This window comes from Caballeronia sp. LZ032 (assembly GCF_031451315.1).
Taxonomy (GTDB): Bacteria; Pseudomonadota; Gammaproteobacteria; order Burkholderiales; family Burkholderiaceae; genus Caballeronia.
The window spans coordinates 447600-460643 of sequence record NZ_JARUXP010000004.1 but is presented as its reverse complement, the minus strand read 5'-3'; the positions used below and the strand labels follow the sequence as shown (position 1 = coordinate 460643).

The 13044-nt window shown below is 61.5% G+C and carries 10 protein-coding genes; 6 read left to right on the top strand and 4 right to left on the bottom strand.

Features of this window, described 5'->3' with window-relative positions:
* From QCE69_RS29865 to QCE69_RS29855, 3 genes are all read left to right on the top strand, one after another.
* Positions 1 to 792: a methyltransferase domain-containing protein gene (locus QCE69_RS29865; protein WP_309934552.1), complete on the top strand. Its 792-nt coding sequence runs from the start codon at positions 1 to 3 to the stop codon at positions 790 to 792.
* Positions 793 to 1008: 216 nt separating this feature from the next.
* Positions 1009 to 2547: a hopanoid C-3 methylase HpnR gene (gene hpnR, locus QCE69_RS29860; RefSeq protein WP_309934550.1), complete on the top strand. Its 1539-nt coding sequence runs from the start codon at positions 1009 to 1011 to the stop codon at positions 2545 to 2547.
* A 28-nt stretch (positions 2548 to 2575) separates the two neighbouring features.
* A complete protein-coding gene (locus QCE69_RS29855) occupies positions 2576 to 3085 on the top strand; it encodes an H-NS histone family protein (RefSeq protein WP_309934548.1) in 510 nt (169 codons plus the stop codon).
* Positions 3086 to 3783: 698 nt separating this feature from the next.
* Here QCE69_RS29855 and QCE69_RS29850 read toward each other — a convergent pair.
* The gene (locus QCE69_RS29850; protein ID WP_309934547.1) at positions 3784 to 6108 is read right to left on the bottom strand and encodes a hypothetical protein; all 2325 of its coding nucleotides are present in this window, start codon (positions 6106 to 6108) and stop codon (positions 3784 to 3786) included.
* Positions 6109 to 6945: 837 nt separating this feature from the next.
* On the opposite strand from QCE69_RS29850, the gene QCE69_RS29845 reads away from it, so the two are divergent.
* Positions 6946 to 7224 (top strand): hypothetical protein, encoded by a 279-nt coding sequence (locus tag QCE69_RS29845; RefSeq protein ID WP_309934546.1) that lies wholly within the window; start codon positions 6946 to 6948, stop codon positions 7222 to 7224.
* Between the two features lie 9 nt (positions 7225 to 7233).
* Here QCE69_RS29845 and QCE69_RS29840 read toward each other — a convergent pair whose 3' ends face one another.
* Positions 7234 to 8649, bottom strand: a complete 1416-nt coding sequence (locus tag QCE69_RS29840; RefSeq protein ID WP_309927493.1) for a PLP-dependent aminotransferase family protein — start codon at positions 8647 to 8649, stop codon at positions 7234 to 7236.
* A 155-nt stretch (positions 8650 to 8804) separates the two neighbouring features.
* Between QCE69_RS29840 and QCE69_RS29835 the strand changes: the two genes are divergently transcribed.
* A complete protein-coding gene (locus QCE69_RS29835; protein WP_309934545.1) occupies positions 8805 to 10133 on the top strand; it encodes an aspartate aminotransferase family protein in 1329 nt (442 codons plus the stop codon).
* Positions 10134 to 10186: 53 nt separating this feature from the next.
* Here QCE69_RS29835 and QCE69_RS29830 read toward each other — a convergent pair whose 3' ends face one another.
* Positions 10187 to 10777: a cytosine permease gene (locus QCE69_RS29830; protein ID WP_309934543.1), complete on the bottom strand. Its 591-nt coding sequence runs from the start codon at positions 10775 to 10777 to the stop codon at positions 10187 to 10189.
* Positions 10778 to 10871: 94 nt separating this feature from the next.
* On the opposite strand from QCE69_RS29830, the gene QCE69_RS29825 reads away from it, so the two are divergent.
* A complete protein-coding gene (locus QCE69_RS29825) occupies positions 10872 to 11531 on the top strand; it encodes a flavin reductase family protein (RefSeq protein WP_309934542.1) in 660 nt (219 codons plus the stop codon).
* A gap of 74 nt (positions 11532 to 11605) precedes the next feature.
* Here QCE69_RS29825 and glyA read toward each other — a convergent pair whose 3' ends face one another.
* The gene (glyA, locus tag QCE69_RS29820; RefSeq protein WP_309934540.1) at positions 11606 to 12853 is read right to left on the bottom strand and encodes a serine hydroxymethyltransferase; all 1248 of its coding nucleotides are present in this window, start codon (positions 12851 to 12853) and stop codon (positions 11606 to 11608) included.
* Positions 12854 to 13044: the final 191 nt, after the last annotated feature.

Sequence of the window (13044 nt, the reverse complement as noted above, 5' to 3'; positions counted from 1 at the left end):
ATGACGCAGCCGCCCGCATCCGCTTCCTCGAACGTCCACCGCGCGGCGGCGGTCGGCTATACGGCCCACGCGGACAGCTATGTGCGCGGACGGCCCGACTATCCGCCCGCGCTCGCGGGCTGGCTTACTGAACAGCTTGGGCTCGGGCCGGGCGCGAGCGTCGTCGATCTGGGCGCGGGCACCGGCAAGTTCACGCCGCGGCTCGTGCAGACCGGCGCGCAGGTTTTCGCGGTCGAGCCGGTCGATTCGATGCGCGCGAAGCTGTCCGCCGCGTTGCCCGAGGTGAAGGCGCTGGCGGGCACCGCGCAGTCCATTCCGCTTGCCGACGCCTCGGTGGATGCCGTCGTGTGCGCCCAGTCGTTCCACTGGTTCGCCGGCCGCGCGGCGCTCGACGAAATCCGTCGCGTGCTCAAGCCGGGTGGCAGGCTCGGCCTCGTCTGGAATATGCGCGATGCCCGCGTGCCGTGGGTCGCGAAGCTGGACGCCATCGTCAACCGCTACGAAGGCGACACCCCGCGCTACTACACCGGCGCCTGGCGCAGCGCATTTCCGCATGCGGGTTTCGGGCCGCTCGTCGAAACGCACTTCGGCATCGGCCACACGGGCGCGCCGGAAGACGTGATCCTGAATCGCGTGCGCTCCACGAGTTTCATCGCGGCGCTGGCTGAGGCGGAGCGCGAGGACATCGAGCGCGCGGTGCGGCAGTTGATCGACGATGAACCGGACTTGCGCGGTAAAAGCGAAGTCACCGTGCCTTACGAAACCGCCGCCTTCCTCGCCGTGCGTCAGTAGCCTTCGACGCATCCGCCGCGCACCCTGCCGGCATCCCGCGTACGTCGCCAGTAGAATGAACACGACCTCGCATCGGCACTGAAATACCGCACTGAAATGCCGCACTGAAATGCCGCACTGAACGAGGCCTCGCACGAATGGAGATCCGATCCGCATGATCTGACATGACCGGAGCGGCCGGCGGGCCAGCGCCGCTCACTCTCGCAAGGAGAGTCCATGAAGGTGCTTGCCGTTCATCCCAGCGGGCTGATGTACACCCGCGTATTCCTCCGCCTCGAACCGCTCGGGCTCGAAACCGTCGCGGCCGCCGTGCGCCGCGCCGGACACGATGTGCGCCTGATCGACCTGCAGGTCGAAACGCATCGCGACCTCGACCGTCTGATCCGCGACTGGCGTCCTGATGCGCTGTGTTTCTCGGGCAACTATCTCGCCAATATTCCGGAAATCATCGATCTCGCCCGCGCCGTCCGCGACGTTTTGCCGGGGTGCTTCGTGTTCGTCGGCGGCCATAGTGCATCGTTCACGGCGGCGGATCTGCTGCGCCACGCGCAAGGCGCGATCGACTGCGTGCTGAAAGGCGAAGGCGAGGCCTCGGTGAATGCCTTGCTGCACGCGTTCGCGAGCGGCGCTTCCCTGCTCGACGTGCCCGGCGCGGTGACGAGCGAAGGCGCGGGGCCGCCGCCGCGCTTCGTCGACAGTCTCGATGATCTGCTGCCCGCGCGCGACCTGCTGCGGCATCGGCGCAAGTATTTCATCGGCACGCTGGATCCGTGTGCGTCGATCGAATTCGCGCGCGGCTGCCCGTGGGACTGCACGTTTTGCAGCGCGTGGACCTTCTATGGGCGCAGCTATCGCGCGCGCAGTCCGCAGGTGATCGCCGATGAACTGGCGTCGATCCGCGAGCCGGGCGTGTTCATCGTCGACGACGTTGCCTTCGTGCACGCCGAGCACGGCATGGAGATCGGCCGCGCGATCCAGCAACGCGGCATCCGCAAGCAGTATTACCTCGAAACCCGCGGCGACGTGCTTTTGCGCAACCAGGAAGTCTTCAGTTTCTGGCGCACGCTCGGCTTGCAGTACATGTTCATCGGCATGGAGGCGATCGACGCCGAAGGGCTGAAAGCGTTTCGCAAGCGCATCACGCTCGACAAGAATTTTGAGGCGCTGGAGTTCGCGCGGTCGCTCGGGATCACGGTCGCGATCAATCTCATCGCCGATCCCGACTGGACGCGCGAACGCTTCGAGGCCGTGCGTCAATGGTGCCTGGAGATTCCGGAGATCGTGAACATCAGCGTCAATACGCCTTATCCCGGCACAGAGATCTGGCTGCGCGAACAGCGCCGGCTGACGAGTCTCGACTATCGCCTCTACGACATCCAGCACGCCGTGCTGCCCACGCGTCTGCCCTTGCCCGAGTTCTACGCGGAACTCGTGCGCACGCAGCAGGTGCTCAATCGCAAGCACATGGGCTGGGCGGCCTTGCGCGGCGCGGCGGGCCAGGCCGTGCACTTGCTGATGCAGGGTCAGACGAATTTCATCCGCATGCTGTGGCGCTTCAACTCGGTGTTCGATCCGCGCCTGCAACTGGGCGATCACGCGCGCACGGTGCGTTACCCAATGACGCCGCCGCCCCCGCCCGACGCGGTCGCGAACGTCAACGCCGTCTACGTGCACGGACCGATGGGGCGCAAGTCGCGGCGCATCGATGACGCGACCGAGAAGTTCGTCGACGAAACGCGAAGCGGCGCGGACTAGCGCTTTCTTCAATAACAAGGAGAGGTCGATGGCAACGCTCAAGCAGATTCAGGCACGGCTCAGGAAGTTGCAGGAACGCGCGGAGAGCCTGATTGCGGACCACGCGCAGGCCGTGCTCGACGACATCCGCGCGATGATGGAGCGCCATGGACTGACGACGGGCGACATCGAACGGCATCGCAGGAAGGCGAAGCGCGCGGCCAAGCCGAATGTCGCGATTCCCGCGCCCTCGAAGCGGCACGAAGCGGTGAACCGGGCCGCGAAAAAGGGCAAGCTGCCGGCGAAGTATCGCAATCCGGAGACCGGCGAGACCTGGAGCGGCTGGGCGCGGCCGCCTGCGTGGATCTCCAATGTGAAGGACCGCAGCCGGTTTTTGATTGATGCGGAGGGGGTGGAGATCGCAGTGAAGTCGAAGGCGAAGCCCGCAGCGAAATCGAAGCCTAAGCCGAAGCCCACGCCGAAGCCGCCCGCGAAGAAGCAGACGCCGAAGCCCGCCGCGAAGAAGTCCGGCAGGAAGACGGCAGCATCGGCGAAGTGAGGATGCTTGCGCGTGAGGAATCGCATCGAGATGTGTTGATACGCACATTCAGCGATTCTGCACAGGCAAGCGAGGAAGTGCCGGGAGACGGAATCAGTGAGACTGGGCGGTTTTGGCGAGACTCGAAAGACAGGAATCGTGAGACAGCTCGGACTTAGGCGGAACGGTGCGTTGCAGCGGGCGGCTGTCAAGGTCTGGGACCGTGGGCGAAAGCAGCCTGCCACACAGCACTGACCACACTTCCAAAGTTAGAAAAGGCCGACGGGGTTGTCCGTCACCGACCCTGAGCCGCCACCGGGACCACCGCGCTGGCGACGGCCGCTTCCCAACTACAACCGACACTAGGACAACACGGTTCGGCTGTTGCGTATTTGGTGTTGTCAGCCGTTCCGCTTTTCGCCCGTCTGTTGCTCCGGACGGGTGAGGGCAAGCGAAACGGCGAACGACTGTTGACGAACGGCGCCGCCCTATCTGTCAAGGGAGGTGAGCGACGTGCGGTGGTTGGGGCAGCGACCCAAGCTGGACGCGGATGGAACGCCACTATGCAGATCACGAGATCCCCAACGCTCACCAACTAACCGATGTGCGCCCCCCCCCCCGAAGTTCGCCGGTACTTTACTCGATGCTTTTCCAACCACAACCCGCTGCCAAAAAGCAGCCGAGGCTGCAGCGCGTCAAGATGAGGTCTCGCATTTAAATCATCCCCCTTCATCGCTGAGAAGCGCTCGAGGCCCTATTCGGACTCCCGTTGCCTTTTCCATTTCCTGAGCAGTGAAGTGACACATTGCAACTTGTCGTGGGAGCAGTTCCACTGCCTTAACGACCAACCTACGCAATTCATTGAGCTTTGGTTCGCTTGCGTCCCAGAGATATGCTTTTGCCATTAATTCGCATACCAATAGGTAAGTGGAGAACACGCTGGCGCCTTCTAGGGCCGCAGTTTCATCGAGGAACCGCTTTCCGTCATTGACGAAGAGGAGTGCTTGTTCTGCATGCTTGATTCTTCCTGAATGAATCCATTCAATTTCTGCGTACCGAAGACACAGCTTTGCTCGTTGAAGAAAATACAAGCAGCCGACAAAGGGACCACTTTTAGAAGCGTGTAAGACAACAGGAGTCCACATGCTGTTGAGCAGGTCTTCTGCTATATCGTAGTTGATTCTCTTTTGCAGTCGATTTTCTTTGTTGAATCCGGCAGCAATAATGCGGCACGCACTGCATATTTTCGCCTTATAAACTGGTAACGATTCTTTCCCGAAACCTGCCGTGGCGGCCTCAATTTCAGCCTTGTGAGTATCCAGATGGCCGTATAGCTGATGTGCTAATATCGTTTTTATTTCGTGCTTATTCTCTAGCTGTGTTCTTTCCAAGACTATGTCGCTTTTTCCCTTGGCATGGGCATAGATTTCGTTCCCTTCCGGCAATCGCCCGACAGAGGCAAGATATTCTCCCGCTCGGAGCCGAACCTGCATTAAGAACGGATCGTCATCAACGCCATAGCGGTCGGCGTCACGCGATATTTTAGCGATGTCGTAACTGCGCAGCACCCGCTCCATACCGTCATAGGTCTGCGCCTCGTCCCACATGAAGCGCTTGAACCCTGGCACCATTGTGATGCTCGATACGATTTCGGGAGCATAGTTCCCGCGAGGCGGCGTGTGCCTACGTAAATCGTAGTGGGGATGAGCGAAGCGAACGAAAGCGGCCCAGTTCAGCTTAGGCGTCAGTGGATATTCCGCGGGCGTTTTCGTGACGTCGGACAATTTATCCGAAAACTCTTTAAAGGGTTCAAGATTGTCCCGACCGTCCGGCCCAAATCGGAAAAATTTGTAGTCGACCGAGAATGGTTCGTTATCCCCGATCCTGATCTTTTCGTCTGGCAATATGTCGAACTTCACATTCGAATACAGATGTATCTGTTTTTCTTCGTCAGCCACTATGGCCAGAAAAAAAAGTAATCGATTTAAGATGGCCGACCCCCGCTTGAATAGGTGTCGCTCGTTCGTGTGAAACCATATCCTCACATTCGGCCTGAGTTTGCGTGCCGCTTCGGCTACTAATAATTTGTTCTTCAATAGGAGTGGGCGAACTCGTTTATCGTATTCCCTAAAGATATCCAGTTCGAAGCCGACAGGGGCCTGCCATGCCATCCTGTCAATTTCTAGAAGGACTTCCTTGATAGCGTCAGTTCCGTGGCGATTAAGATGAGACATCACAAAGTCGCACAGCGCTTCATGCGACATGTAAATAAAGGCCGATAAAACAAAGTCCGCTAAACCGCCGTCGCCGTTCCCGGATATGAAAATCTTATGTTCCGGTGCGGGATTCTTTATTGGACCGCAGATCGGAAACGGATCCCAATAGGATGTGGTTCGTATGCGTTTTCTCGGGTCCGAAGCGTCTCTAATACCAACTCCGACTTCATAACCAAATCCTATGCACAGGAGCACTACATCGTACGGTTTCTCGCTCATGCTCTTTCCGTCGACTTGGACCTCGTATCCGTCTTCTTGCGGACGAATCTTGGTCACCTTCCCCGGTATAACGGGGCGGAGCGCGGATGTGTATTTTCTGCAGGAGTCGAACCCCTCTCTTAAGGCGAGGGCAACTGAACCAGCGGAGCCGGCCTTCCAAGTCATTAGAGGAAGCTCTGCGTCGGTGCGATCGGCTCCCGGGCGCGGCCAATCGTAAAGCAGCGGATGAAGATAGCGATCGTGGCAACCCAACTGCAAATGAAGCAATTCAGGGTTCCGCTCGTATATTTGTATCGTCTCCAACGGGCGTCCGGACTTGGCAAACGCCGCAGCTGCGGTCATGCCGCCGGCGCCACCCCCGATGATGGCGACGCGCCCGTGTCTTGAAAGAATGGCCGAAAGTTCGGGATCCGAGAGAATCGCGTCAACCAGATTTAACGCGCGTACCTGCTGGGAATAGAGAGTGACACGTGTGGAAAAACACCCGAGAAAAAACAATGCGTCTGTTCCTGGGACGTGCGACTCCTGCAAAATTTCTGAAGCCGTCATGATGTTTCCCTACGGATTGCCTACATGCCGAGCAATGGGCCGCCGTGACCTCACTGCGATAATCTATCAAAATAGCGCGGAACTGCGTTAAAACGAAGGAAGCTGCTCGGGCGCCGGAAAGCATCCCATCCTTGTTTTCACCGGTTGACGCTGAGTCAACGGTGCCGAGGTCACCGTTGACGCGCAGCGACGGGTTGTTAGGTGAAACGGCTACCGTCGTCACGAACGGACACCCGATTGCAATGACTTTCTAGTGGCTTCTGTCCCGCCAGCTGCGACCAGGCAGTCGGCATGCAGCCCGACGGAGGACAAGATGGGGCCCCCGACGAATATGGCGCATACCGCTCAGTTTCATCGCGCTGGGAAACGAAGCAAAGCTGTCACCGCAACGCTGCTTCCGCGTCGCGCCGTGCCGGAAGCGGTGACAGATTGATTGTGGGCTACTACTGCGGTAACGGCGCCCTGCAAATGGTCGGAAACTGATGGAAGCTGACGTCTGAATGTCAGGTCAACGGCACGAGCGAATGACGCTTAATGGCCGGATACAGCCCATACAACCGGAGTATTTATGCCGATCACAACGTCAATGCGATCCCAATAATTCGCGTTTCGCGTCCGGCAAGTCCTCCGAATTTCATGCGAGCGTCGCCCGCCGCGAGACTGAACTCGTGAGCAAGTCACTGACTGCGCCGGAGCACCAATGTCAACAATTCAGTGCTCTTGCAGAAGCTTTTACACACATCCCAGCGCCACGAACCACGGACGCATGCGCCTTCGAAAAATCGGCACACTGTTTGCATGACGCAGCCTGACCCTGTCGATAACGCCGAGGACCTCATGCATCATTCGATCGAACCTCATGAGCTGACCCACATCGATCTCTCGCGGTTTCAGGTGGTGCAGGTCTCCGATGGCACCTTCACCGTGGTCCTGTGGGAAGCGCCCGAACTCACGCCCGTTCCAAAAGGCCCGGCCACGCTCACCATTCGTCTGTGCGATCCGCTCAATCCGGTGCGCCGCAAGGATGTCTGTGAGCATCTGCGGACGCATCTCGGGGCTGCGCGCATCAAGCAGAACCGTCCGCACCGCATGCAGCAACAACACGCGGCTGCTTGAGACTGCTCATCAGCCACCCCTGATCGCTTTCTCCAGGAACGTCCACAGCGCGTCATCGGCGGAATAAGGCACGTTGAAGCGGAAGCAAGGACTTGCCGCGTCGCCGGGACGGAAGTAGGAACCCGGCGCCAGCCAGATGCCATGCTGCAAGGCCTGGGTCGCGACGGCGTTGCCGCGCGCGGGATCGATCGGCAGCGCGCCCCACACGAACAGTCCCGCACGCGGCCGGCGGAACAGTTCCACGCCGAGCGCGTCCATGCGCTCTTCGATCAGCACGTGCGCATCCTTCAGCTTTTCGACGACGAACTCGACGTGCCGCGTGTAGCGTCCTTCCGTCAGCACCTTTTCCACGATCCGTTCGGTCGCCTCCGAGGTCGTCAGCCCCACCGCCATCTTCGTGCGCGCCAGTTCGCGCAGCACCTCGCGCTCCGCGACGACGTAGCCGCAGCGCAGCGACGGCGTGATCGTCTTCGCGAACCCGCCGACGTACAGCACGCGGTTGAGCCCTTCCATCGATGCGAGCAGCGGCGCGCCGGGCGGCGCGAGTTCGCGGTTCACATCGTCTTCGACGACCCACACGCCGTGGCGCTCCGCAATCTGCATCAAGCGGAAGGCCGACGCCATGCTGAAAGTCGCGCCCGTGGGATTCTGCAGCGTGGTGTTGAGGAACACCGCTTTCGGCCGGTGTTCGATGACGACGCGCTCGAACACATCGGTATCGATGCCCGCGACCGTGCGCGGCACGCCATGCACCTGCAAGCCCGCGAGTTGCAGGATCTGCAGCAGGTTGCAGTAGCCGGGATCCTCGACGACCACGGCATCGCCCGGGCGCAGCAGCGTGCGCACGATCAGGTCGAGGGCCTGCGTGGCGCCGGCGGTCAGGAGGACGTTCGTGGCGGCATCGACCGGCAGGCCGTGGCGATCGAGCTGCTCCGCGATGCGCTCGCGCAGCGGCGCGAACCCGTACGGATGCCCGTAGTCGGCGATGCGCGCCGCCGGCACGCGGCTCACCGCGCGCAGCGCGTGCTGCAGGCCGCTTTCGTTGACCCATTCATTGGGCAGCCAGCCGCAGCCGGATTTGATCGGCACCGAATGATCCGCGAAAACATCCGACAGCAGCCAGGTCGCCGTGAGGCTCGGCGGCTGCCAAGCCCGTTCGCGCACAGGCTCGCTGCGGCCACGCACGGCCACCCGATAACCCGAACCGCGCCGCGCGGTGACGAGGCCCATCGACACGAGCCGGCCATACGCCTCCGTCACCGTGAAGGTGCTGATACGTTCGGCTTCCGCCAGCCGCCGCACCGACGGCAGCAGCGCGCCCGCGCGCAGCGTCTGCTCCTCGATGGCCTGCGAGAACGCGCGCACCAGTTGTTCGACGAGCGTCGGCGTCTGACGCGAGCCACGCTCCAGCTTGAGTTCGATCATGACGGCGAGAATAGCGCGAGCCATGCGCGCTGACCAATACAGTTTGCAGCATTTTGCCAGCACAGTTAGCAACGCAGTGAGACAACTGTCTATGCCGCGCAAAATGGCTGCGGAATACAGTGCCGTAACCGCCCTTTTCCCGGAGAAGACCTGCCATGAATGCCCGCCCCGTCATCGAAGACCTTTCGTCGTTCTGGATGCCCTTCACCGCCAATCGCCAGTTCAAGGCCGCGCCGCGCCTGCTGGAAAGCGCGAAAGGCATGTACTACCGTTCGACCGACGGCCGCGACGTGCTCGACGGCACCGCCGGCCTGTGGTGCGTGAACGCGGGACATTGCCGGGACGAGATCGTCGAGGCGGTGCAGAAGGCCGTCTCCACGCTCGACTTCGCGCCGACCTTCCAGATGGGCCATCCGCTGGCGTTCGAAGCCGCCAGCCGCGTCGCCGGCCTGATGCCCGAAGGGCTCGACCGGATCTTCTTCACGAACTCGGGCTCCGAGTCAGTCGATACCGCGCTCAAGATGGCCCTCGCCTATCATCGCGCGCGTGGCGAAGGCCAGCGCACCCGTCTGATCGGCCGGGAGCGCGGGTATCACGGCGTCGGCTTCGGCGGCATTTCGGTGGGCGGCATCGCGCCGAATCGCAAGACCTTTTCGGGCGGCCTGCTGCCATCCGTCGATCATCTGCCGCATACCCACGATCTCGCCCACAACGCGTTCACCAAAGGCCAGCCGGCGTGGGGCGAGCATCTCGCGGAAGAACTGGAGCGCATCGTCGCACTGCACGACGCCTCGACGATCGCCGCGGTGATCGTCGAACCGCTCGCGGGCTCGACCGGCGTGCTGGTGCCGCCGAAGGGCTATCTGCAAAAGCTGCGCGACATCTGCACGAAGCACGGCATCCTGCTGATCTTCGACGAGGTCATCACCGGATTCGGCCGTCTCGGCAAGGCCACCGCCGCCGAATATTTCGGCGTGACGCCGGACCTCATCACGATGGCCAAGGCGATCAACAACGCGGCCATCCCGATGGGCGCAGTGGCCGCGCATCGCAAGGTTCACGATGCGATCGTCGATGCGGGCGCCGCCAACGCCATCGAACTGTTCCACGGCTATACGTACTCGGCGCACCCGGTCGCGACGGCGGCGGCGATCGCCACGATCGATCTCTATCAGCGCGACAAGCTCTTCGAGCGCGCCGCGTCGAAGGCGGAGAAGTTCGGGAGCGCCGTCCACGCGCTGCGCGACGCGCCGTTCGTCAAGGACATCCGCAATCTGGGTCTGGTGGCGGGCATCGAACTCGAATCGCGCGAAGGCGCGCCGGGCGCGCGTGCGTATGAAGTGTTCGTCAAGTGCTTCGAGGCCGGCGTGCTGGTCCGCTACACGGGCGACATTCTCGCGTTCTCGCCGCCGCTCATCATCGAGGATGCGCAGATCGAGCAGATCTTCGGCACGGTGAAGAAGGTGCTGGAAAGCGTCAAGTAAGCGTCTTCAGCTGAAGCGGACTTGCCACATGCATGAGGCAAGTCCGCAAGGCATCACGCCTGATTCGCCACCGCGCGGGACTCGATCAGCAGTCCCCGATTCACCACGTAGTAGAGAATGCCGGGCACGAGCAGGCTCGGAATCAAGCTCACACCCGCGCCGATGATCTTCGCGAAGTAGCTGTGATAGAACGACAGGTCCATGAACGGCAGCGTGCTGGCAATGCCCAGGCAGTAGATCGCCAGCGTCGAGAGATTGAACTTCCCGTAGCGTCCCCGGCTGTCGTACGTCTCCGTGACCGAATAGTCGCCGCGGCGCACGAGGTAGTAATCCACCAGATTGATCGAACTCCACGGCACCAGCACGTAGATCTGGGCGTTGAGGATGTCGGCGAAGTAGTCGTTGAAGTGATACTGCGTGCCGATGGCAATCACGGTCGCCACGGCCGCCGTCACCGCGAGCACCGAAAACTTCACGAGCTTGCCGACGCGCGTCATCTTGCGAAAGCCGCTGAAGATCGTGACCGTCGACATATACGCGCTGTACAGGCTGAGCACGTTGAATTCGAGCACGCCGAGCACGATGATGACGAGCGCCGGACGCGGCCAATGGCCGAATATCGACGCAATGCCGGTGTTCGGCAAAGACGGGTCTTCACTGATGACGGCGCAAGAACCGGGGTGAAGGAAGCGCGCGGCATCCGCATCATGGACACATTCACTCAACGAGGAAGAAACCATGAATGCGCCTCACGTCGTCGCCGAACCGCACATCCTGTATCTCGGCACGCCCGTCGTGCTCGTCAGCACCGTCAACGAAGACGGCACGCATAACCTCGCACCGATATCGTCGGCCTTCTGGCTGGGCTGGCGCGGCGCGCTCGGCATCGCGACGAGTTCGCAGACCGCGCAAAATCTGCTGCGCACCGGCCAATGCGTGCTGAACCTGCCGTCGAGCGGAGAAGTGAGCGCCGTCGACCGGATCGCGCGAACCACGGGCATGAATCCCGTTTCACCGTTCCGGCAGGCGTTGGGCTATGTGTATGAACCCGACAAGTTCGGCCGCGCGGGCATGACGCGAGTGAAGTCCGATACCGTCGCCGCTGCACGCGCGCTCGAATGCCCGATCCAGCTCGAAGCCGTGCTGGCGGCGGCTCATGGCATCGGCGAGGACAGTGACGAATTGCGCGGCGCGTTGAGTCTCTTCGAAGTGCGGATCCAGCGCGTTCACGTTCATCCCGATCTGCTCATGGAAGGTCACGCCAATCGCATCGATCCGGACAAGTGGTCGCCGCTCATCATGAGCTTCCAGAAGTTCTATGGGCTCAGCGGACAAGTCCATCCCTCCAGACTCGCCGAGATTCCGGAGAATGCATACGAGGCGCTTGCGCAGGTGTGAAGCCAGCACGTCCGAACGCACGACGCCGCGCGTGAGCGCGGCGTCGTGCAGTCCAACGGAAGATGCAACCGGCCTCAACCGTAAACCGGGAACCGCTTCGTCAACTCCGCGACCTGAGCGCGCACGCGTTCGAGGCTGGCCGCGTCCTCCGGACTTTCGAGCACATCGGCGATCAGGTTGCCGACGATCTCCGCCTCCTTCACGCCGAAGCCCCGCGTGGTCATCGCGGGCGAACCGAGCCGGATGCCGCTCGTGACGAAGGGCTTCTCCGGATCGTTCGGGATCGCGTTCTTGTTGACCGTGATGTGCGCCGCGCCGAGCGCCGCTTCGGCAGCCTTGCCGGTGATCTTCTTGGCGCGCAGATCGACCAGCATCACATGGCTTTCCGTACGGCCCGACACGATGCGCAGGCCACGCTTCACCAGCGTTTCCGCCAGCACGCGGGCGTTGTCGACCACCTTCTGCTGATACTCCTTGAACTCCGGCGAGAGCGCTTCCTTGAACGCAACGGCCTTGGCGGCAATCACGTGCATCAGCGGACCGCCCTGGATGCCCGGGAAAATCGCCGAGTTGATCTGCTTCTCATACTCGGCCTTCATCAGGATCACGCCGCCGCGCGGGCCGCGCAGGCTCTTGTGCGTGGTCGTGGTGACGAAGTCCGCATGCGGCACCGGATTCGGATACACGCCCGCCGCGATCAGCCCGGCATAGTGCGCCATGTCCACCATCAGATAAGCATCGACGCTCTTCGCGATCTTCGCCAGCCGCTCGAAGTCGATCTTCAGCGCAAACGCCGAAGCGCCCGCCACGATCAGCTTCGGCTTGTGCTCGCGCGCCTGCTGCTCGGCCGCGTCGTAGTCGATGTCTTCAGCTTCGTTGAGGCCATAGCTCACGACGTTGAACCACTTGCCCGACATGTTCACCGGCGAGCCGTGCGTCAGGTGGCCGCCGTGTGCGAGGCTCAGGCCCATGATCGTGTCGCCCGGCTTGAGCATCGCGAAGAACACGCCCTGATTGGCTTGCGAACCCGAGTTCGGCTGCACGTTGGCGGCTTCCGCGCCGAACAGTTGCTTCACGCGGTCGATGGCCAGCTGTTCCACCACGTCCACATACTCGCAACCGCCGTAGTAGCGCTTGCCCGGATAGCCTTCCGCATACTTGTTGGTGAGCTGCGAGCCTTGCGCTTCCATGACGGCGGGGCTCGTGTAATTCTCCGACGCAATCAGTTCGATGTGCTCTTCCTGACGGCGATTTTCATGGCTGATGGCCGTCCAGAGTTCGGGGTCGACGTTTTCGACGGTGCTGCTAGCGCGATTGAACATGGTGAAGTATCGATGAAAGTTGAAGTCGAACTGCTTCGGGTGCCTGATCCACACGCTGCATTTCACCGAAGTCGCGCGCGGCCTGATAGAAGAATTCCGACATTCCGATGGGACGGGACGCCACAACAGCACAAAAAAAATCGAAGGCCGCATTGCTGCATGACCTTCGATTCGCATGATCGTGCGTTGAA

Bases quoted from the DNA above. Each gene is read 5' to 3' on its own strand.
- QCE69_RS29865 (WP_309934552.1), top strand. From the start codon at position 1: ATGACGCAGCCGCCCGCATCCGCTTCCTCGAACGTCCACCGCGCGGCG.
- hpnR (WP_309934550.1), top strand. From the start codon at position 1,009: ATGAAGGTGCTTGCCGTTCATCCCAGCGGGCTGATGTACACCCGCGTA.
- QCE69_RS29855 (WP_309934548.1), top strand. From the start codon at position 2,576: ATGGCAACGCTCAAGCAGATTCAGGCACGGCTCAGGAAGTTGCAGGAA.
- QCE69_RS29850 (WP_309934547.1), bottom strand. From the start codon at position 6,108: ATGACGGCTTCAGAAATTTTGCAGGAGTCGCACGTCCCAGGAACAGAC.
- QCE69_RS29845 (WP_309934546.1), top strand. From the start codon at position 6,946: ATGCATCATTCGATCGAACCTCATGAGCTGACCCACATCGATCTCTCG.
- QCE69_RS29840 (WP_309927493.1), bottom strand. From the start codon at position 8,649: ATGATCGAACTCAAGCTGGAGCGTGGCTCGCGTCAGACGCCGACGCTC.
- QCE69_RS29835 (WP_309934545.1), top strand. From the start codon at position 8,805: ATGAATGCCCGCCCCGTCATCGAAGACCTTTCGTCGTTCTGGATGCCC.
- QCE69_RS29825 (WP_309934542.1), top strand. From the start codon at position 10,872: ATGAATGCGCCTCACGTCGTCGCCGAACCGCACATCCTGTATCTCGGC.
- glyA (WP_309934540.1), bottom strand. From the start codon at position 12,853: ATGTTCAATCGCGCTAGCAGCACCGTCGAAAACGTCGACCCCGAACTC.